Consider the following 17859-nt stretch of genomic DNA (forward strand, 5'->3'; position numbering starts at 1 on the left):
TCACGATGGCCCTTTGTCTTCCGTCGTATGATGATCTTGCATGAACCAAGATCTATTGAACTGGAGGCGAATTCCTTATGATTACACAAGAAATGACCGTACGTGATGCGGTATTGCAATATCCGGCTGCGAGTGATGTGTTCAAGCGGCTCAAGATTGATTTCTGCTGCGGTGGCAACCGTCCGATCCAAGAAGCAGCGGAAGAACGTGGATTGGATGCGGCGGCCGTTGTTGAGCAGCTGAATACGATGAAGCTGGCTGCACCAAGTCTAGGAATCGGGATGGATTGGCAGTACATGTCCTCACGGGCGTTGATTGAATATATTGTGAAGAAGCATCATCAATATTTGCGAGTCCAACTGCCGCAGATCGCTGCGAATGTGGAACATGTCTATCATGTGCATGGCGGTGATCAACCGCATCTTGTTCAGATGGCAGAGCTATTCCGCCAGCTTCGAGCAGAGCTTGAGGCGCATATCGCCAAGGAAGAGGAGACTTCCTTCCCAAGCATCATTCGAGCAGAAGAAGATGCGAATGCTGTCTCGCATGCAGATGTACGGGCACTCGTGGCAGAACTGGAAGGCGAGCATGATGGTGCGGGGAACCTGCTGAAGCAGCTCCGTATCGTCACGAATGATTTCACCCCGCCAGAGCACGCTTGTACGACCTACCGGATCACTTATGCCCGCTTGGAAGAGTTGGAAGGGATGACGTTCGAGCATGTGCATCTGGAGAACAATGTGTTATTCCCGCGGTTTGATCTATAATCGATCCATGTGACATGAATAAAGGCACTCCTTCCAGGATCCATGATTTGGAACCCTGGGGAATGCCTTCTTGTATTCTAAAAGATTATGAGCTGGTTGTTGCTCTCGCTTCCGCTTCGGCCTTCGCTTCCGCGGCCTGCTCTTGGTAGCTCTTCATTCGATCGTTCGTCATATAGAAGGTGAATAGCAGCGCGAGGACAGTCGGAATGAGTGCCCACATAAATGTCTGCACGATCGATGAAGAGAGCGCATGTGTGACTTTATCCAGGATTTCCGGAGGTATGCTGCCTCTTGCCTCTGGCGATAGAATCGCTCGTGGATCGGAAAGCATATCCATGCCTTGCGGCGCCGAATCCATTCCAGCAAACGCGGATTTCAGGCCGTCCGTGAATTGATTCTTCTGCACCATCCCGAAGATCGTAATGCCGATCGTCATGCCGAGGGACCGTATGAAGGCAATCGTAGAATTCGCGGAACCGCGCTGTGATGCATCAAAATGATGAATCGCCGCCATCCCAAGGACGGAGAATGAGGCACCGAGCCCAAGTCCTGTAATAATCATGTAGAACGTGATCATGCCACGAGAAGTGTCCGTCGTAATCGTCGTAAGCAGCGCGATCCCGATCAGGAAGATGAGCATGAATACGACCATGACCTTTCGATACCCGAATTTGACCGATGACATGGCTCCGACTTGTGCTGAGACCGTCGTTCCGAGCATCATCGGCAGCAGAATCATGCCGGAGTTCGTGGCTGTACCGCCTGTCACGCCTTGGACGAAGATCGGAATATAGACCGCCGCCGCAATGAACGCCGCGCCGGAGAACAGACCGATGATCGTACTAGACGCGAACAATCGATTCTTGAACATCGAGTACGCGATGATCGGTTCTTTGGCAGTACGTTCGATGAAGAGGAAGATGATGAATAAGACTGTGAACCCTGCGAACAGGCTTAAGATAACCGTGGAATCCCATGCATACGTACCGCCTCCGAGCTCTAACGCGAACATGAGGCAGATAATGGAGCCGACCAATGTCGTAGCCCCTGCCCAGTCGATTTGCTGCCGCGAATGTTCATGCGATTCGTGATAAAAGAGCACGACAAGCAGCAGGGCAACCACTCCAAGCGGCACATTGATGAAGAAGATCCAATGCCATGTGAAGGTATCGGTGATGAATGCACCGAGCAGCGGTCCAAAAATACTGGATAGACCGAAGACGGCCCCGAATAGTCCCCCCATTTTACCGCGTTTCTCGGGAGGGAAAATATCGAACATGATCGTGAACGCAATCGGGACGAGCGCTCCGCCGCCAATCCCTTGAATAGCACGGTAAATGCTAAGTTGTGTGATGGTCTCAGCGGTTGCACATAGAATCGAGCCTGCTAAGAAGAAGATGAGTCCGAAGATGAAAAATCGTTTGCGTCCGTACATGTCGGACAGTTTGCCGAAGATGGGCATGCCGGCCATTTCCGCCACCATATAGGCCGAGGTGACCCATACGAATTTATCCATGCCGCCAAGATCGGAGACGATGGTGCCCATGGCCGTCGATACGATGGTGTTATCCATCGAGGCCATGAGAATGCCGAGCAGTAGGGCTGTTACGACAAGCCCTAAATTATTTTTTCCTTTAACCACGGGTTATTCCTCCACGTTATATATTGTTCATGGCTTTCATGGGAAGCCATCTATGTCTGTGTGCATTGCTCCACGGAAGCATCGGGCGCCTGTTGGTAGCTGCTGCGGTATTCCACCCGTTCAATGATACAGCCGCTGCCGATAGTGACGCGATTGCCGCGGACGATTTTGGCGGACGTATTCTCCAGGTGAATGTCATCTCCTTCAATACTGTCTGCGATTAATCGCGAATCCGGCTGCGTTTTGAAGATGTCGAGCAGCGATTTCAGCATACTGCCCATGCCTTGCGGTTTACGCACGTTAATCTGTTCACCGCCGATTTCACGCGCACGTGACGGCCAATAAAGATCCAGATCCATTTGGCCGACGTTAAACAGTCCTTGGATCTCGAATGCCCCTTTGCCGCGCAGGTGGTCAATGGCACAATCACCATCGACGCTGATGAGGCCATGGAGTTTAATCTCTTCGCTCGTTAAGTTCTGTCTGACGATGACATGGCCGCCGATTTTGGCATCGTTCAGGGTAACGTTGCCCATCGCCTTAAGTTCACCATGGACAGTCAATCGATCGGTTGTGATATCACCGTTCACGACGGTGGTCCCTGTGATACGGGTGATTTTGCTCTCGAATGTACCCGATACATTCGTATCGCCTGTGCAGCGGAAGATTTCACAGCTAATATCACCGGCAATCTGAACCTCGCCTGTTATGCTGACATTCCGATAATAACCGCCAGCGGCACTAGAAGAGCCCGTTATACGAAGATCTCGAACGTTATTGTTGCTCATTGGTTTCGCCTCCTTTTGTCAGAATTCCCGTTAGATCTGGGTGTGATATTTTACTTTGGAGCTAGGATGAATATGAAGCTCGTCTTTGTATTCGACGCGCTCGATAATACAATCGGGACCGATGCTGATGCGGCCTCCGCGGACGACAGTTGCAGTAGCGTGCTCGAGCGAGATGTAGTCTCCTTCGATGGTCATTGCCGTGACATGCGTGTTCATGAAGACGCCGAGCAGCTTCGTCATGAACTGAGAGCCTGCATGTTTAATTGTTATTTGTTCGCCCACAATCTCATGCGCCGAACAACCGCCTTGCGCAGTAATCTCGATGATATCAGCGTTCAGCATGCCTTGAATGATAAAGATGCCATTCGATTCGAAACGTTCGGCTTCGCAATTGCCGTGGATCTTGATATGTCCGTTCACCTGGATGTCTTCCCCTGTGAGTTTGCCTTGAATCGTAACCTTGCCATCAATACGCAGCTGATCGGAATGCGCAGCGCCTTGAATTTTCGCAATGCCGTTGATGCTGGCACGTTCTGAACGTAAATTCCCTTCGACTTTACTGGTTCCGTTGCAGCTGAATTCCATGCAAGTCACGTCGCCGTGGATTGTTCCCATGCCATCGATGGAGACTTTGTGGAAGCTGCCGCCGTTGGAGCTTGCAATGCCATTGATCTGGATATCGCCGCTTGGATAATCATTCATATACCTTCCTCCTATTCAGATAATCGTGTTTTGAGCGCTTCGATGGAGCTGGATAGGGCGGTACGCTGGACGAGCTTGGCATGGTCTTCTAGGTACACTTCGCTGCTGCCTGAGATGAGCAGGAATGTCGCAACCCCCATTTTGCGGATAAAAATCAGGTCACAGCTCTTTCCATCGAATTTCTTATAATGATCATTCAGTACCTGCAGTAGAATGCGGCCTTCATCAAGGCTCATTTCACCGGTCTGCAGCATCTGATTCAGGACATAAAGGGCAATTAATCGCTCATAAGTGAGCACTTCTGCCTCCCCGAACTGCGCTGTGAGCAGCTGCCACGAGACGTCTGATACAATACTGCGTTTCTTCAGGTCTGCGCTGTACAAGGCCATCTCGGTCAAGTTGGGTGAGAAGAGATCTGCGAGATCATCGAGCGATGCATTGTCTTTCAGGTTCAAGATCTTATCGATCCGATCCAATATTTTATCTTTGGGAAAAAAGGTCTCTTGGCCCGTAAATGTAGATTTGCGGATGAACCAATCCTCAGGGATGAGGTCCTTGCGCTTCCATCGATATAATTGACCATAGGAAATGCCAGTGAGCTCCAGCAGGTCTTTTTTAGATATGAGATTGTCTTCCATCGGGTTAAACCTCCTTCACTCGCATCAATAAAACAATGTTACGCACACATCGTAACACTGTTTCATTAACAGTGCAAGAGGCAGGGTTGAACTTTTTGGTGAGGAGGCATACAGTAACAATATTGGAATTGTTTTTATATGATGAATCATTCTTTTTTCTAAAGTATATGAATGAGGTGAAGAGGCATGAAGGAACAAGCGTTGGTGCACGAAATGAGATGTATGTCGTTCAATATCCGTAATGCATACGGGGATCAAGACGAGAATGCTTGGTCGACGCGTGCGCATATGGTGGCTGGGATGATTCGTTTCCATCGTCCAGACATTGCAGGCCTTCAAGAAGTACTGCTGAGTCAGGTTGAGGATTTAGAGCGGTTGCTTCCGGAATACGGTTTAGTAGGCGTAGGGCGAGATGACGGAGATAAGGCAGGGGAATTCGTCAATATCCTGTACCGCAAGCACCGGTTCGAGCTGCTCACGAGCGGTTCGTTCTGGTTGTCAGAGCAGCCGGAGCAGCCAGGTTCCATGGGGTGGGATGCAGCTTGCACACGAGTAACGACGTGGGCGAAGTTCCGCGATCGGCAGAACGGCGCAGAATTCGTACATATGAACACACACTTTGACCATGTTGGCGTTGTTGCTGTAGAGCAGAGCGCTTATCTACTGCGCGAGCGGGCTGCAGGAGTGGCAGGAGCGAATCCGGTCATCATAACAGGAGACTTCAATTGTACTTCTTCTTCGTTGCCGTATCGCATCATGTGCGAGGAAGACGGAGGACTGTTAAAGCTGCGGGATGCTTCCGTAGTGTCCGCGTACCGCCACTTTGGCCCAGGCTTTACGTTCCACGGATTTGATCGTCAAGCGATGGCGGCGCAGATGTTCCCCCGGGAGTTCCAGCATACGCGCGACGCAGCGTTTGAATTCGATTCGCCGATTGATTTTATTTTCGTTAATGAACAGGTATCGGTGCAGACGTATGGCATTCTAGGCGATCATCTAGCAGGTAAATTCCCTTCAGATCATTTGCCGATTATGGCGGATATTGCTTGGACCATCGAGGGATAACCAATAAGAACAAAGAAACCTTTCTTTAGTGATGGGGGTAGAGCTACCTCCGTGTCACCAAAGGAAGGTTTCTTTTTTGTCTTCAAACTACTTAAGGATATTTTTGGAAAATAGGATTGACAAAAGAGTTGATTGCTTATATAGTTAGTTACATGAGTAATGAACCAACTTGGTGGTGATAAAAATGATATCGATGGATGACAGTCGTCCGATCTTCATGCAGATCGCAGAACGGATCGAGGATGACATTATTGAAACAAGATTGCCTGAGGAGTCGCAGGTGCCGTCAACGAACCAATTTGCTACGTTCTATCAGATCAACCCGGCTACTGCTGCGAAAGGCGTCAATTTGCTAGTGGATCAAGGTATTCTATATAAAAAGCGAGGGATCGGGATGTTCGTAGCAACAGGTGCACGCGCGCAATTAGTGGAGAAAAGGAAAGATCAATTCTATGAACAGTATGTCGTTGCTATGATGCAAGAGGCTGAGAAGCTCGGAATTACAAGCGAGCAGTTGGCAGAGATGATTCGTACAGGGAGGAAAGGATCATGAGTCGTATAGTCGAAGTAAAGGGATTAACGAAGGTATATGGTAATTTCGAAGCCGTCAAGGATGTGACGTTCACGCTTGAGGCGAACAAAATCTATGGTCTACTCGGACGGAACGGAGCCGGCAAGACGACGATTATGCATATGATTACGGCGCAGCAGTTCAAGACGAGTGGGGAGCTGAAGGTGTTCGGCGAAGAGCCCTATGAGAATAATCGTGTGTTAAGCCAAGTTTGCTTCATTAAGGAAAGTCAGAAGTATCCAGATAATTACCGCGTCATCGATGTGCTGGAAGTGGCGTCCATGTTCTTCCCGAATTGGGATCAGGCCTTTGCACATGAACTGATCGAAACGTTCCGTCTGCCGCTCAAGCGGCGGGTGAAGAAGCTGTCTCGCGGTATGCTGTCTGCGGTGGGGATCATTGTAGGGCTCGCGAGCCGTGCACCGCTTACGTTCTTCGATGAGCCTTACTTGGGACTCGATGCCGTTGCACGGGAGCTGTTCTATAATCAATTAATTCAAGATTATGCGGCATATCCGCGTACCGTGGTATTGTCTACACACTTGATCGACGAAGTCAGCCAGCTGCTGGAACATGTGATGGTGATTGATCAAGGGAAGCTCATATTGAATGAGGACACTGAGGTATTGCGCGGGCAGGCCATCTCTGTCGCGGGAACAACTGCTCAAGTTGAGGAGTTCGTGAAGGGAAGAAAAGTGATTCACCGCGAACCGTTCGGCGGACTGCTTACGGCAACCGTGATGGGAGCCGGAAGCACAGAGGACCGCAAACGCGCAGAATCGCTCGGATTGACCATTACTCCTGTATCGCTACAGCAGCTCATCGTTTATTTAACAGGCGGATCGGTAAGAAAGGCTGGTGAGGCATAATGAATCGTTCGATAGGTGTAATGAAAATGCATCTTCGTGATAAACTTGGCTACTTGTATTTACCGTGGATCATATGTCTGGGCTCCTTCTCAGTTAATTTACTCATTGGTGGCTTGATCCAAGAGGAGAAGGGCTTCTACTCCGGCGGGGTGATGTCGATCTTTGTTTATATGCTAGTCGCGGGGATTGTTGTGGTACCTCAGACGATTCCATTCGCGCTCGGACTTGGGGTGCGGAGATCGGATTATTTCACTGGCACAGCGAGTACCTTAACCCTACTGAGCTTCGTCTTCTCCATCGTACTGTCATTGCTCTCCTGGATCGAGGCGGCCACATCCGGCTGGGGCGTGAAGCTCGGATTTTTCCATTTGCCTTATCTATATGTGGGAAGCTACTTGCAACAGTTCCTTGTGTTCTTCTTGATCATGCTCATGTTGAGCTTATGGGGGTTCATCATTGCATGTTACCATCGCCGATTCGGGAAAGCAGGAACGTTCACGCTATTCATCGTATTGTTCTTGCTTAGCAGTTTATTCTCATTCTATATGACGTACTTCGGGGACTGGATGGCCGTGTTCCAGTGGTTCGCGGACAAAACAGCGATGGACCTAGCGATTCGCACCATACCATTCTCGATTATTTTCGCCGCCTTGTCGTATTTGTTCTTGCGTCGTTCAACAGTGTGATCATGTAAATCATTGTCAAAGACCGCCTTCCTGGAAGGCGGTCTTTCGTATGTTCAACAAGGGACTTGTCTTGTGTGAAAACGGATATAGGAATGTGTTGTAGCGGCATTATTTCGATGCAGTGGGCAGGCGTGGGACATTGCGGGACTTCGCTAATTCAGGCTTGCGCTCTCTGAACATGTAGTAATACAAGGCTGAAGCACAAATATAGAGCACGCCCGTCATACAGAAGGTCACGACGTACCCCCAATACTTGCCGTAGGTGCTGAGTAGGTGCGATTGCACAGGACCCATCGTAGCCCAGCCGAGCATGAAGGCGGTCTGTGTCATGGAGTTCGCGATGCCGCGCCGTCCATCTGAGATGCGATCCACCATAATCGATGATTGAATCGGATTCGCGGCGTTCATCAGTGCTTGCCGGAATAAGAAGCTGATGCAAGCAATGAGGAAGATATTCGTGAAGCCTGTGAGCAGCAAGAACGGTAGAGACAGCATCTGGAAGTAGACGACCGCGCGCACTTGTCCCACACGCTGTGCCAGATACGGTCCAATCAGCATCGATATGATCGTCATCACTTGTCCGAGGGAGATGAGGATACCGACGGCGGTCAGGGATACGGCGAATCGATTGGTGAAATAGAGATTCAAATAAGGCACGACGAGCCCAGAGCCAAATCCGACGAGTAGTTGGGCGGCGGTAAATTTGCTGATCGCTTTCCAATCTCCACGCGGAGCGGGTGGGACTGCAACCGAGGCAGACGGATCTGGCTTCATGGCAGCCTGCTGCTTCACGGAATCCTTGACCAACAGAAGCGGGATAAAGGCAAGGCAGCTCGCAACGCCACCGGCCAAGAGTACAATCTGTAAACTGGAGATTTTACTGACTCCTGCAGATTGGAGTACGTCAGCCCAGAGTCCTCCGCCGATGCTGCCAACCACTTGTGCTGCGAGCACCATCGAAGAGTAGTAGCTGAATAGCTTGAGCCGTTGTTCTTTGCCCGCATTCTCAGCGAGGAAAGGGATCGCGATAATCTGGAAGAAGGCCATGAATAATCCGGCAGATACGGCATAAATCATGAGTGCCGACTCGCCGCTTGCGAAGGCGCGGCCCATGAAGCTGATCCCCGTGAATAGAGCGCCGATGATCAATAGCGACTTACGGCTTGTACGATCGCTTATGAGACCGATTGGAATAAAGATAAGCGCTGTAGCTAAGGATTGAACACTGACAATCGTCCCGTTCATATCATCTTGATAACCCAGCGCTTGAATATATAAATTGTACAGAACACTGAACATGCCCGTGCCGATCTGAAATAAGATATTGGCGATGAAGAATAGGCGGATGTTACGATTCCACTCTTTCCAGGTCGTCGTAACGTGCTGAATAAGTTGCATGAGGTGATCCTCCGAAAGTACATGTTAGTTATTTCCATCATAACAAGACGGAAGGAGGATGCATAGTTAAAAATAAATGAGGATAACTAGCCTTACTCGGACGTTATGTTGTTAGATTGCAACGATGCTCCGGAATCGCGATATAGTCATTCTGATACCCCGCCGGATCGGGTTCATCGAGCGTCACCATTTCCCCTGTCCAAGGCTGAATTTTGAACCATTGGTAATGAGGTAACAACGTCATGATGGCATGCAGATTATAGCGGGCATAGCTGTGGTATTCCAGGAAAATGACTGGCTTCGATTGCCTGATCGTATCGAGTGCTCCACAAATGACCTCGAATTCATGGCCTTGCGTATCGATTTTCATGACCTGCACACGTTTCTTCGCTGCCAGATCTAGTTGTTGATCGAGTGTCGTGATGTTCACTTGAACACGTTCCACGGCGTCCCCCATCTCGGAATGATATAGAATCCCTGACATGCCTCGATTGTAGCAGGAATCATCCTGCATATAGAAATCGATCTTTCCCTTCGTATTCCCGACAGCCAGCTCAAAAGCTTGAACATGGTTAAAAGCATTCAATTGAATATTCTCCTGCAGCTGCTGATACAACGTTGGATGTGGCTCGAAGCATAGGCATGTCGCCTCAGGGAACTCGCTTGCAAGATAGAACGTATGATAGCCAATGTTCGCACCAATATCGATAAATACACCGTCAGGCTGCATATATTCACATATTTTGCGAATAAGGAAGGGCTCCCAGCTCCCTTGTGCACACAGCGTTTCTTCAATAAACCCAGGCAGTTTCAACGCCAATGTAAAGAGTTCTCCTCGACCATTCAATAGATCGACTTCGACTTCAGGGCCGAGCGATTCAAGGATGGATGGCTCCTCCGGAGATAAGCTAGGCTTATCTGCTTCAACAACGGGCGGGGCAGAAGTATTTGCGGTTATGCTTCTGAGTTCATTCTCGAGGAGCTCTTTGTTGCTCAGGATGTATTGATCTAGCGGACTAAAGGCCCGTGCAGCCTCGTTATGCGCGTAGGATTGGGCAAGATTGCCGAGCCGGTAGTTGATGACACAGAGTTGGAGATGCGGTAGCCAAGTACGGCATGCTTCATATTCTGGATCATCATTGTTGTCAGAAATGGAGATTTGATCGATGTTCAGAGCGAGTTCATACCAGAACCTTGCTTGATTCAGATCGTTTCTCTTCAAATACTGATATCCGAGCCGGCAGCAGAACTCCGCACGAGGCGCATCAAGCTCAAAGGCTTGGTAGACATAATTCCGTTCCATATCCAGGTTACTGAACTCATAATAGGTGTGCGCAAGACGCCCGCAGGCGGCTATCTTATCATCCGTAGTAGCAAATACAGAATGAAGCACTTGCAGGTCGCCGGGCTCATTCATATATTGATGAATGGCGTGTTGATAGAGCTCCAGATAACGCTCTGCCATCGAGGTGCTGGAATAATGTTGTTCCACGTAATCACGCAGTGATTCTGGGGAAGGGAAACAGCTCTTACGCAGGCGATCTTGCATCTCAGCGATGGATCGGCAGATCAGTTCAGGCATGCCTGTGAGTACTTCGGGTACCGCCCCGTTCGCTAGAGCCAGGACGGGTGTCCCGCAAGCCATCGCTTCAATCATGACGAGACCGAAGGCTTCCTCACAGGAGGTGGGGAATAACATGCATTTCGCTTGTTGCAACAGACGAATGCGATCTTCTCCGCCGACCTCGCCAATATATTGTAAATTCGGATTGCGCTTAAGGCGGGGCTCGATATATGTCGTGTAGTAGCTTGCATCGAAGATGGGACCCGCAATAACGAGTCGATGCCCGGTGCTCTCCGCCATGTCAATGGCTTGCAATATCCCTTTGTGCCAGCTGAGCACGCCCAAGTACAGCAAGTAATCCTGCTTCACAGCAGGGTCGGCTAGCGGATAGTCATCGATAGGAAGACCGTTGTAGGCATATTCGCCTTGATCGGTGCCTGCGACGAGACGGGAGTGTTGACTAACGTAGACAGGGAAATCCACGGGGTTATGGACAGTAGCATGGAAGGTACAGAGTGTCGGGACGGGTAGCCGTGTCATGCCGACGGCAGATTTATGAGTGTGGTCATGGATAATATCAACAGAGGAAGGCAGCGTTCGGGCGACGAATGCAGCGATCGACTGCGGATTCGCATCGGTATGTTCGTAGGCTATCAGATTGGCTTGCGTCTTGCTCCCAGCAGGGGCATAGAGATAGACTTCATGTCCATCTGCGACTAGCGCTTCGGTCAAGGTATGAACGACGCGTTCGATACCGCCGTATTTTAGCGGGGGGACCGGGTAATAATCGGGAGCGACTTGGACAATGCGCAATTTCTTGCGAGTCGGGGCAGGGGGGCTAATTGTGGACATAGAGATCCTCCAAAATGGCTTTGTTATTCCGAATACTCTCATCATTCGGCCGATAATGCCTTGCCACCTCATTATGGTCATAAGAAAGTTCGAAGTTACCGAGGCGGTAATAACAGACACATAGCTGAACGTGGGGAATCCAAGTCCAGTAGGCATCATCGAAAAATCCAAGGCTCTCAGGCTTCGTTAATTTGGTGGCTAAGGTATACCAGAATACGGCTTGCGTGAGCTCGTCATGGTGTAGCTTGTATGCGCCTAGACGACAGCAAGCTTCTGCGCGCGGCGGGGCATAATCGAATGATTTCCAGAGCATTTGAAGCTCAAGTTGCTCTTCATTGCGTTGATGATAAATGTCAGCGAGCTTCAGGCAAGAAGAGATGTTGTCCTCAACCCAACCGGCTCCCGTATCTAGAAATTGATGGTATTGTTGTGCGGCAAGCTCATATCGCTGATGGTCCACCAGCTCATTGGCATAGTAATACATATCCCGAGGGGAGAATTGCTCTCCTCGTGCCAGCCGATTCTCAAAAATTCGAATATTGCGATCCGAGTGCTGATGCACGCGGCAATGGGTGATGATCACGTCACTTTTCAACGTTTTGCCATGAACAGCCAAATATTCATGAACGGGACCGTGCCACTGGAAGTTGCATTGTCGCTGCACGAGCCGATTTCTCCGAAGTTCGACAGTGACGTTGCCATGATCGTCAAAAGCGTAGTGATAGATCATCGTGACGGAGTGGATGTTGTCATCTAACGATTGCTTGAGCCGCAGAAGCTTCTGCCGATCTGCTTCGAGCAGTACATCATCTGCATCTAGCCATAGAATATGGCTCGTGGTGGCTTGTTGGAAGGCATAATTGCGGGCAGCCGCGAAATCATCAATCCATTCGAAATCGAAGATGCGATCCGTGTACTGGCGAACAATGTCCTTTGTTCCGTCCGTTGAGCCGGTGTCGACAATATTGATTTCATCGGCAATGCCGAGGACGGATTCCAGACAGTTGCCGATGGTCGACGCCTCATTTTTCACAATCATACAAAGACTGATCGTTATCATACAGTCCTCCTTTTTGTGCACATAGGCATTGGTTTGTATAACATACATATTCCGGCTCAAGGAAATGGGTTAATGCTGAGATAGGTTTAATATGTAAAAAAGAGCCACAGGTTGCGGCTCTTAGTATTCCAGCGAGTTGAAGTGACATTTGTGCCTGTCGGTCCCGTTGTTCCAGTCACACCTAAGGGCCCGTCGATCCAGTCGGCCCAGCAACACCGGTCATCCCCATAACCCCTGTGGGTCCTGCCGGTCCCGCGGGACCTGTTCTGCCCATCGGCCCTATTGGCCCTTGAGGTCCCGCTAGACCTTGATCACCGACGGGGACGGTTGATCCTATGTCCCCCGTCGGCCCTTGCGGCCCGGTTACCCCCTTTGGTCCTGTTGGTCTAGCTATACTTTGGCCAGGAGGTCCTGTTGATCCTGGTACTTCCGTTTGTCCAATAATATTCTTTTCTGTTTTTAATTCGATCACAACGGTTGGAGATCGCCTTGGTTTGTGTTTCTTTTTCGGCTTGTGTATCTTCGGGCTTAATTGAACAGTGCGATCTGCTCCTTTTCGATTTTTCGGTTTGCTCGGACGAATGTGTATCACCACCCGTGTAAGTAAAATGTAGGAAAATAGAAAACGGAAAGGCAGGTAAACGGCCTAGATAAATATCCTATTCAATATATTCAGGCCATTTGCCGCGGTGATAGATACCTGTCTAATATTAAAAGACCCGTGAGCATGAGCTTGTCACGAGATCGTGTGACAAACGGATACTCCGGGTCTTTTGGAGAGGATGATTAGAGGGTGGGTAAATGCTGTTCGAAGCAATGAAAACCATTCGGATGCGTACCTTGGTGCACATAGCCGAGGCTGCGGTAGAATTGGTAGAGGGTCTCGTTGGTTGCAATGCAATCCAGGCGAATGCGATCTTTACCCTCGAAGTGTATGCCGTTCGCTGCCCAGCGCATCATAGCTTCGCCGAGTCCTGTTCCCGCATAATCCCGATTAATCGCCAGTCGGTGAAGATAGATTGCTGTGTTGTGATCGTCTACGGTATCCCATAGCTCTAGATCCCAAGGGCTTGGCGTTGTGAGAAGGATGACGACACCTGCCAGTTTGCCCGCCTCGACATCTCTGAAAATAAACACATCGCCCCGCGCAATGGCATCAGAGGTGCCATGGACATCTTCACCCGTGAGCAGTCCGCTCCATTGGGTGGATCCTTTACTTTGCAGCCAAGAGGCTGTCTGGCGCAGTAATTCGGTAACAGACGCGGAATCCTCTGGTCTCGCTTGCTCTGCCTGAATTCGTTCGCGAACCCAAGGCTCTTTAATAGTGAATCGGCTCATATCACTTGCTCCTCTCTCACGAAAACGTTCTAACGGATGGAATAGAATATAGAAGCAGTATACAACCTAAATAATATTTTTCAAATCTTCATGTCCAATTTATTTCCAAATAAGTGTGTGGGATTGTTGGTTGACATGAAAATATTTACGTGTATATAATTAGACCATCTAATAAATAGAATAACGAAATATTGTGGATTTAGGAGATGACCATGCATGCTCAAGTTGTTTCGATTTCTGAAGCCGTTCTGGCTTCCCATTGTGTTTGTACTGATGCTCGTGTTCCTGCAGTCTCTATCTGAATTGTACCTGCCAACCTTGATGGCGGACATTGTGGATACGGGTATTGTTAAAGGCGATACGAATTACATTATGAGCATAGGCGGATTCATGCTGCTCGTTGCTGCGGGCGGAGGTTTATGTGCGATTGCGGCTAGTTATTTATCGGCGCGCGTTGCGTCGGGGTATGGCCGTCAGCTGCGCAGCAGAGTGTTTAAGCATGTCGAGAATTTCTCATTGCAGGAGTTCGACAAAATTGGTACGGCTTCGCTTATTACGCGGACGACCAATGATATTACGCAAGTACAGACGGTGCTCGTGATGATTCTGCGTATGATGGTGATGGCGCCGATGATGTGTATCGGGGGGCTGATTATGGCCATTTCCAAAGATGCGCATTTAACTTGGGTGCTCGCCGTAGTTATTCCAATCTTAGCCCTAGCCATCTTCGCAGTTGCGAGTCGCGGGATTCCCTTGTTCAAAGCGATGCAGAAGAAGCTCGACCGCTTGAACCTTGTACTGCGTGAAGGATTGACAGGGATTCGGGTTATTCGTTCTTTCAACCGGATCAACTTTGAGAAGGAACGCTTCCGCGATGCGAACGCGGACTTAACGAATACGGCGATCCGTGTCAATCGGATCATGGCTTTTCTGATGCCAGTCATGATGATTGTCATGAACTTCTCGTCGATTGCAATTATCTGGTTCGGAAGCAGACGTATCGACACGGGGCATATGGCAGTCGGCGATTTGATGGCGTTCCTGCAATATGCGATGCAGATTATGTTCTCGCTATTGATGGTATCGATGATGTTCGTCTTGATACCACGCGCTTCGGCATCGGCAGCACGGATTAATGAAGTGCTCGATATGAAGCCGGAGATCGAAGATCCTGCGCAAGGTAGAAGCACCGATGGACGTCGTGGATATATCGAATTTAATGATGTCACATTCAGTTACCCAGGGGCCGAGCAGCCAGCGTTATCGAATCTTACTTTCCGTGCAGCTCCAGGACAAGTAACTGCGATCATTGGCGGAACAGGTTCAGGGAAATCAACGCTGCTAAGTCTCATGCCGCGGTTCTATGATGTCGATAGCGGGGCTGTGGTGATCGATGGGGTAGATGTGAAGCAACTGACTCAAAGCGAGCTGCGTTCGAAGATCGGATTTGTGCCGCAGAAAGCCGTGCTCTTCACAGGAACCATTGCTGAGAACATTCGTTACGGAAAAGAGGATGCGACGGATGAAGAGGTGCGGCATGCCGCTGCTATTGCACAAGCGAGTGATTTTATAGGTGAGATGACCGATGGTTACGATTCCTTGATTGCACAGGGCGGGACGAACGTATCGGGCGGTCAGAAACAACGGCTTGCAATTGCACGCGCACTGGTTCGTAGACCAGAGATTTATTTGTTCGATGACAGTTTCTCCGCGTTAGACTTCAAGACCGATGCGAAGTTACGGGCTGCGCTTCGTGGGGAGACCACGGAGTCGACGGTACTTATCGTGGCTCAGCGGGTCAGTACAGTCATGGATGCCGACCAGATTATTGTGCTTGAAGAAGGACGCATTGCAGGCATCGGTACGCATCGTGAGCTCTTGGATACGTCGGATGTCTATCGTGAAATTGTATCCTCACAGCTGTCAGAGGAGGAGATCGCATGAGTAAGGAAACTCGAGGCCAGAAGCATGGCGGACGCGGCCCGATGGGTGGCGGTATGGGCATGGGTATGCCCGTACAGAAAGCCAAAAATTTCAAAGGCACATTAAAACGATTGATAGGATATATGGCTCCGCGTAAATATCAGTTGATTGCGGTATTGATCACGGCGATCCTGAGTACGGTCTTCAGCATTGTCAGCCCGAAAATCATGGGGAATGCAACGACCAAATTGTTCGAAGGACTGATGGGAAAATTAAACCACGTACCGGGTGCTTCAATTGATTTCACATATATCGGGGACATTCTACTCATCTTGGCAGGCCTTTATATTGTGAGTGCTGCGTTCTCCTATTTGCAGCAATATATTATGGCGGGTGTGTCGCAGAAAATCGTATTTGATATGCGGGCACAAGTGAATGATAAGTTAGCGCGGCTGCCGCTCAAATATTTTGATGGTCGCACGCATGGTGAGATTCTAAGCCGGGTTACGAATGATATCGATAATATTAGTACAACGCTGCAGCAAAGTTTGACGCAGCTCATCACATCGATCATTACGATTATTGGGGTCATTGTGATGATGCTGACGATTAGTCCGCTGCTGACGCTGATTACGGTCATTACGCTGCCGCTCAGCTTCTTGGTAACGATCATGATCGCGAAGCGGTCACAGGTCTATTTTGCAGGACAGCAGAAATCGCTGGGTGAACTCAACGGTCACGTTGAAGAAATGTACACTGGGCATCGCATTGTCAAAGCTTTCGGACGCGAAGAGAAGTCTTTAGCGAAATTTGAGGAAATAAACGAGGGGTTGTACCGTTCAGGATGGCGCGCTCAATTTATTTCCGGGATTATCATGCCGCTGATGAGCTTTATCACGAACATTGGTTATGTGCTGGTCTGCGTGGTCGGCGGGGTGCTGGTGACGAAGAAATCCATCGAAATCGGGGATATTCAGGCCTTCATTCAATATGCTAGACAATTCGGACAACCGATTGCTCAGACGGCGAATATCGCGAATATTATCCAGTCGACGATTGCTTCGGCGGAGCGGGTATTCGAGGTGCTGGATGAAGAAGAAGAGGTGCCGGAAGTGGCGAAGCCAACGCTTGTTAATGAACCGAAAGGTTTCGTGAAATTTGAGCATGTGAAATTCGGTTATAAGGCTGATGAAGTACTGATCGAAGACATGAACATCGATGTGTTGCCAGGGCAGACGATTGCGATTGTAGGTCCGACGGGCGCAGGGAAGACGACGCTCATCAACTTGCTCATGCGCTTCTATGAAATCAATGATGGCAAGATCACGATCGACGGTGTGGATATTCGGGATATGAAACGTGGCGATCTGCGCGGTATGTTCGGAATGGTGCTGCAGGATACGTGGCTGTTCAACGGGACAATCCGCGACAATATTGCTTACGGTCGAGAAGGTGCGTCCGAGCATGAGATCATTCGTGCGGCAAAAGCAGCGCATGCGGATTTCTTCATTCGTACGCTGCCGGACGGATACAATACGGTGCTGAATGAAGAGGCATCGAATATTTCGCAAGGGCAGAAACAGCTTCTCACGATTGCGCGGGCTATCCTCGCCGATCCAGCGATTCTGATCCTGGACGAAGCGACGAGCAGTGTGGATACGCGGACGGAAGTCTATATTCAACGAGCGATGAAGGAATTGATGAATGGCCGCACGAGCTTCGTAATTGCCCATCGTCTGTCGACGATTCGCGATGCAGATCTTATTCTAGTGATGAATCATGGTACCGTTATTGAACAAGGGAACCATGATGAACTGATCGCGCAGGGCGGGTTCTATGCGGATCTGTACAACAGTCAGTTTACGGGCAAGTCGATCGGCTAGACCGACGGATCGCGAGTGGTAAGGAGGGACTCTTCGAGAACGAAGAAGTCCTCCCCGTATACCACGAAAAAAAGTATCGAGAACGCTCGCGCGTTGCTTCGGTACTTTTTTTC

Annotated in this window: 16 protein-coding genes; 7 read left to right on the plus strand and 9 right to left on the minus strand. The window is 49.6% G+C overall.

All coding sequences use genetic code 11. From position 1 onward, the window contains the following. The first annotated feature begins 77 nt into the window (after positions 1-77). Positions 78-767, plus strand: a complete 690-nt coding sequence (ric, locus tag AC3WU2_RS06660; RefSeq protein WP_492452523.1) for an iron-sulfur cluster repair di-iron protein — start codon at positions 78-80, stop codon at positions 765-767. Between the two features lie 85 nt (positions 768-852). Here ric and AC3WU2_RS06665 read toward each other — a convergent pair whose 3' ends face one another. Genes AC3WU2_RS06665 through AC3WU2_RS06680 form a run of 4 tightly spaced genes read right to left on the minus strand, consistent with a single transcriptional unit; the run spans position 853 to position 4537 of the window. Beyond that, entirely contained in the window at positions 853-2409 is a 1557-nt protein-coding gene (locus tag AC3WU2_RS06665) for an MDR family MFS transporter (protein ID WP_492452525.1), read from the minus strand. A gap of 50 nt (positions 2410-2459) precedes the next feature. Then, the gene (locus AC3WU2_RS06670) at positions 2460-3197 is read right to left on the minus strand and encodes a bactofilin family protein (RefSeq protein ID WP_492452527.1); all 738 of its coding nucleotides are present in this window, start codon (positions 3195-3197) and stop codon (positions 2460-2462) included. A gap of 30 nt (positions 3198-3227) precedes the next feature. Next, positions 3228-3899: a polymer-forming cytoskeletal protein gene (locus tag AC3WU2_RS06675; protein ID WP_492452529.1), complete on the minus strand. Its 672-nt coding sequence runs from the start codon at positions 3897-3899 to the stop codon at positions 3228-3230. Between the two features lie 11 nt (positions 3900-3910). Further along, on the minus strand, positions 3911-4537 hold the full coding sequence (locus AC3WU2_RS06680) for a YhbD family protein (RefSeq protein ID WP_492452531.1): 627 nt from the start codon (positions 4535-4537) through the stop codon (positions 3911-3913). Positions 4538-4723: 186 nt separating this feature from the next. Between AC3WU2_RS06680 and AC3WU2_RS06685 the strand changes: the two genes are divergently transcribed. The 4 genes from AC3WU2_RS06685 (at position 4724) to AC3WU2_RS06700 (ending at position 7728) form a co-directional block, all read left to right on the plus strand. Further along, the gene (locus AC3WU2_RS06685; RefSeq protein WP_492452533.1) at positions 4724-5602 is read left to right on the plus strand and encodes an endonuclease/exonuclease/phosphatase family protein; all 879 of its coding nucleotides are present in this window, start codon (positions 4724-4726) and stop codon (positions 5600-5602) included. A 184-nt stretch (positions 5603-5786) separates the two neighbouring features. Next, positions 5787-6155, plus strand: a complete 369-nt coding sequence (locus tag AC3WU2_RS06690; RefSeq protein ID WP_018754566.1) for a GntR family transcriptional regulator — start codon at positions 5787-5789, stop codon at positions 6153-6155. Then, on the plus strand, positions 6152-7042 hold the full coding sequence (locus AC3WU2_RS06695) for an ABC transporter ATP-binding protein (protein WP_492452536.1): 891 nt from the start codon (positions 6152-6154) through the stop codon (positions 7040-7042). Before AC3WU2_RS06690 ends, AC3WU2_RS06695 begins: the two co-directional genes overlap by 4 nt. Continuing rightward, positions 7042-7728: a hypothetical protein gene (locus AC3WU2_RS06700; RefSeq protein WP_492452538.1), complete on the plus strand. Its 687-nt coding sequence runs from the start codon at positions 7042-7044 to the stop codon at positions 7726-7728. The genes AC3WU2_RS06695 and AC3WU2_RS06700 overlap by 1 nt, the downstream gene beginning before the upstream one ends. A gap of 108 nt (positions 7729-7836) precedes the next feature. On the opposite strand, the gene AC3WU2_RS06705 is transcribed toward AC3WU2_RS06700, so the two are convergent. The 5 genes from AC3WU2_RS06705 to AC3WU2_RS06725 all read right to left on the minus strand — a co-directional run bounded on the left by AC3WU2_RS06705 (position 7837) and on the right by AC3WU2_RS06725 (position 13940). After that, complete coding sequence (locus AC3WU2_RS06705; RefSeq protein WP_492452540.1) at positions 7837-9126, minus strand: MFS transporter; 1290 nt, start codon at positions 9124-9126, stop codon at positions 7837-7839. A 103-nt stretch (positions 9127-9229) separates the two neighbouring features. After that, positions 9230-11542, minus strand: a complete 2313-nt coding sequence (locus tag AC3WU2_RS06710; protein WP_492452542.1) for an FkbM family methyltransferase — start codon at positions 11540-11542, stop codon at positions 9230-9232. After that, positions 11529-12602: a tetratricopeptide repeat-containing glycosyltransferase family 2 protein gene (locus AC3WU2_RS06715; protein ID WP_492452544.1), complete on the minus strand. Its 1074-nt coding sequence runs from the start codon at positions 12600-12602 to the stop codon at positions 11529-11531. Before AC3WU2_RS06715 ends, AC3WU2_RS06710 begins: the two co-directional genes overlap by 14 nt. A gap of 181 nt (positions 12603-12783) precedes the next feature. Then, positions 12784-13074, minus strand: coding sequence for a hypothetical protein (locus AC3WU2_RS06720; protein ID WP_492452546.1), 291 nt, complete (start codon positions 13072-13074; stop codon positions 12784-12786). Positions 13075-13388: 314 nt separating this feature from the next. Further along, entirely contained in the window at positions 13389-13940 is a 552-nt protein-coding gene (locus AC3WU2_RS06725; protein ID WP_492452548.1) for a GNAT family N-acetyltransferase, read from the minus strand. Between the two features lie 216 nt (positions 13941-14156). On the opposite strand from AC3WU2_RS06725, the gene AC3WU2_RS06730 reads away from it, so the two are divergent. Then, positions 14157-15884, plus strand: coding sequence for an ABC transporter ATP-binding protein (locus tag AC3WU2_RS06730; RefSeq protein ID WP_492452550.1), 1728 nt, complete (start codon positions 14157-14159; stop codon positions 15882-15884). Next, entirely contained in the window at positions 15881-17746 is a 1866-nt protein-coding gene (locus tag AC3WU2_RS06735) for an ABC transporter ATP-binding protein (RefSeq protein WP_492452552.1), read from the plus strand. Before AC3WU2_RS06730 ends, AC3WU2_RS06735 begins: the two co-directional genes overlap by 4 nt. Positions 17747-17859 lie beyond the last annotated feature (113 nt).

It is taken from the genome of Paenibacillus sp. EB106-05-06-XG162 (genome assembly GCF_058791655.1).

What these genes read in the sequence shown, in the direction of transcription:
- AC3WU2_RS06670 (WP_492452527.1), bottom strand. Translation starts at nt 3,197, where the DNA reads ATGAGCAACAATAACGTTCGAGATCTTCGTATAACGGGCTCTTCTAGT.
- AC3WU2_RS06680 (WP_492452531.1), bottom strand. Translation starts at nt 4,537, where the DNA reads ATGGAAGACAATCTCATATCTAAAAAAGACCTGCTGGAGCTCACTGGC.
- AC3WU2_RS06675 (WP_492452529.1), bottom strand. Translation starts at nt 3,899, where the DNA reads ATGAATGATTATCCAAGCGGCGATATCCAGATCAATGGCATTGCAAGC.
- AC3WU2_RS06685 (WP_492452533.1), top strand. Translation starts at nt 4,724, where the DNA reads ATGAAGGAACAAGCGTTGGTGCACGAAATGAGATGTATGTCGTTCAAT.
- AC3WU2_RS06710 (WP_492452542.1), bottom strand. Translation starts at nt 11,542, where the DNA reads ATGTCCACAATTAGCCCCCCTGCCCCGACTCGCAAGAAATTGCGCATT.
- ric (WP_492452523.1), top strand. Translation starts at nt 78, where the DNA reads ATGATTACACAAGAAATGACCGTACGTGATGCGGTATTGCAATATCCG.
- AC3WU2_RS06690 (WP_018754566.1), top strand. Translation starts at nt 5,787, where the DNA reads ATGATATCGATGGATGACAGTCGTCCGATCTTCATGCAGATCGCAGAA.
- AC3WU2_RS06725 (WP_492452548.1), bottom strand. Translation starts at nt 13,940, where the DNA reads ATGAGCCGATTCACTATTAAAGAGCCTTGGGTTCGCGAACGAATTCAG.
- AC3WU2_RS06715 (WP_492452544.1), bottom strand. Translation starts at nt 12,602, where the DNA reads ATGATAACGATCAGTCTTTGTATGATTGTGAAAAATGAGGCGTCGACC.
- AC3WU2_RS06705 (WP_492452540.1), bottom strand. Translation starts at nt 9,126, where the DNA reads ATGCAACTTATTCAGCACGTTACGACGACCTGGAAAGAGTGGAATCGT.
- AC3WU2_RS06695 (WP_492452536.1), top strand. Translation starts at nt 6,152, where the DNA reads ATGAGTCGTATAGTCGAAGTAAAGGGATTAACGAAGGTATATGGTAAT.
- AC3WU2_RS06700 (WP_492452538.1), top strand. Translation starts at nt 7,042, where the DNA reads ATGAATCGTTCGATAGGTGTAATGAAAATGCATCTTCGTGATAAACTT.
- AC3WU2_RS06735 (WP_492452552.1), top strand. Translation starts at nt 15,881, where the DNA reads ATGAGTAAGGAAACTCGAGGCCAGAAGCATGGCGGACGCGGCCCGATG.
- AC3WU2_RS06730 (WP_492452550.1), top strand. Translation starts at nt 14,157, where the DNA reads ATGCTCAAGTTGTTTCGATTTCTGAAGCCGTTCTGGCTTCCCATTGTG.